The 2,618-nt window shown below is 51.5% G+C and carries 1 protein-coding gene; it reads right to left on the bottom strand.

Features of this window, described 5'->3' with window-relative positions:
* Positions 1 to 440: 440 nt before the first annotated feature.
* Positions 441 to 2,372, bottom strand: coding sequence for a Lon family ATP-dependent protease (gene lonC / locus VZT47_RS10005; RefSeq protein WP_330224817.1), 1,932 nt, complete (start codon positions 2,370 to 2,372; stop codon positions 441 to 443).
* Positions 2,373 to 2,618: the final 246 nt, after the last annotated feature.

Genomic DNA, 2,618 nt, shown 5'->3' on the forward strand with positions numbered 1-2,618 from the left:
AACGATTTCTGCACCGATTGAGCCGCACATACGGAAACCTGGCAAAAGCCATCCAGATGTTTCAAAAGGAGGGTTTTCTTATGCCCAAAAGCCCGAACCGAAAGGTTCGGGCTTTTTTTGTTCTCCGGCATCCGTTCGCATTCATGGCGGCCCGCGTCAGAATTGGAAGCGGGCCTGTATATGGATTTCAAAGGAATGGATACTTCTGATCACTGAGCCCTTTTACCCGTCATTGTTCCTGTCAAACTCAAAGCCGTCTGTCACAAATCGTGGCAGGCGGCTTTTTTGCTGCGATTTTCCGCAGACATCAGGGCTTCGGGTCCCGGATCATTCATAGGTGTACCTGCTAAAAATTTTCATGAAAAATGGACGCCTGTACATATTTCCGGACGTCCACATTCACGAATAACGATTCCCTTCATGATTTTTCAAGGGCAGAATCATTTCAGCAGCAGCCTTTCCAGCACTTCCCTCACCGTTTTCACGGGAATGACTTCCAGTCCTGCCGTTTTGGGATCCACATCGGTTTTGTTTTCTTCAGGCACGAAGAGTCCCCTGAGTCCTGCCTGACGGGCGCCGAAGGCTTTTTCCGCCACGCCGCCCACAGGCTTGACTTCTCCCGAGAGGGAAACTTCTCCGGTTACTGCATATTCCTGACGGAGAGGGATTTTTTCCAATGCCGAAAGGATGGCGCAGGTGATGGCACAGCCCGCCGAGGGGCCGTCAATATTTCCTCCGCCGATAATATTGACATGAAGGTCATAATCGGAAAGATCTTTTCCTGTCAATTCCCGCACTACGGCAGCCGACGTGGCTACGGAATCTTTGGCCATGGATCCTGCCGTATCATTGAAACGGATTTTTCCATGCCCTTTTTCCCTGGCCGGGAAGGCAGCGGCCTCGATTTCAATGGTGCTTCCCCAGTAACCGGCTACGCCAAGGCCGTAAATATGGCCGATTTTTGGCTCTTTCGTCACAGCTCTCGAAAGCCAGGGGGAAAGGCGGCTGGCCTGGGCGGTCCGTTTCATGAGGTCCAGGGAAATATGGACGTTTTCCGCGCTTCCCGCTTCATAAACCGCAAGGCCAAAGGCATCGGTCAGGAGGGAAACTGCTTTTCTTCCTTCCATGGTATAGGTGCTGATGAGCTCTGCCACTCCTTTTTCCAGAATCACTTTCAGCTTTTCTGCCGCATGGCTCACAATTTCCATTACATGGTCCGGCTGAAGAGGTTCGAAGAATACTTCCGCGCACCGGGACCGGATGGCCGGATTGATTTCTTCCGGCTGTCTCGTGGTGGCGCCAATCAATATGAAATCGGCCGGGGCTCCTTCCCTGAAAAGTTTCCGGATGTAATCGGGCACTGCCGGATCTTCTTCGTCATAATAGGCGGATTCGAAATACACCCTTTTATCTTCGAGGACTTTCAGCAGTTTATTCAGCATCATGGGGTCCAGTTCTCCAATTTCATCGATGAAGAGAATCCCCCCGTGGGCGTCGGTGACAAGGCCCGGTTTGGGTTCCGGAATCCCGTCATCGGCAAGATCTCTTCTTGCCCCCTGGTAAATCGGATCATGAACGGAGCCTATCAATGGATTGGTGATATCTCTTTCATCCCAGCGGAGCGTCGTGCCGTCACATTCCACAAAGGGCGCATTTTCACCAAAAGCGGTATAGGGCAGTTTTTTGGCTTCATCCAGGACGAGCCGGGCTGCCGTGGTTTTACCAACTCCGGGAGGTCCGTAAAGAATGAGGTGCTGGGGATAGGGAGAGGCAATCCTGGAAGCCAGGGCTTTCACGGCCCGGTCCTGTCCCACGATTTCCGACAGACTCCGGGGCCGCACAATCTGCATGATGGTACTGGTCAATTTCACTTTGTCCAGGGCTTCCAGTTTTTCCATTTTATGCTTTGCCGAAGGCGATTCAGCGGGTTCCGTTTCTTCGTCGATGATTTCCTGGCGGATTTCATTGACATACTCCTGATGTCTTTCCTCCAGGCGGTCGGCAATTTTTTCCTCCAGCTGCCGTTCCACGGCCTGACGGGCCAGCATTTCCGCCAGTTTATCCTCCAGCTGGTCCAGAATGCCCGGTATTTCCTCATCCAGAGGCGTACGGACGTAATCCTTGCTTTCCAGAATGAGACGCTCCAGGCCTATGAGGCGGATTCTTGGATTTTCATCATGAATATATTTCAGTGCATTGTAGCGGCTGGCCTGCACGATGATATGCTCCGAGCCTACAATGCTGGCGTAAATACTGTAAATGGCATTGATCTGCCGCTTCAGCTCCCCATCGGAATAGTTTCCCGTGGCATTGTCCACGGCACTGTCCACGCGGTCCATGAGCCGTCCGATGAGATCCTTCACATCCTCCATATTGTAAGACTCCTTTCGATGGCGCCCACAGGGCGCCGGTGATTAGCAGTTAGCAGTTAGTTGCTAGCGATTAGTAAGTAGTGATAAGTGAAAAGTGGTAAGTGATAAGTGCAGGTGGCGCGCACATGGGACTGTCAAGCATTTTGTGTAAATTATTTTTATCGGCTTAATGAAAGCTCTTCAATATCCTGTTCATCAATAAAGCCAGGGAGAAGGAGATTAACTTCCGCCATGATCTGGTTCCAC

Source organism: Dialister sp., from assembly GCF_036343215.1.
Lineage (GTDB): Bacteria > Bacillota > Negativicutes > Veillonellales > Dialisteraceae > Dialister.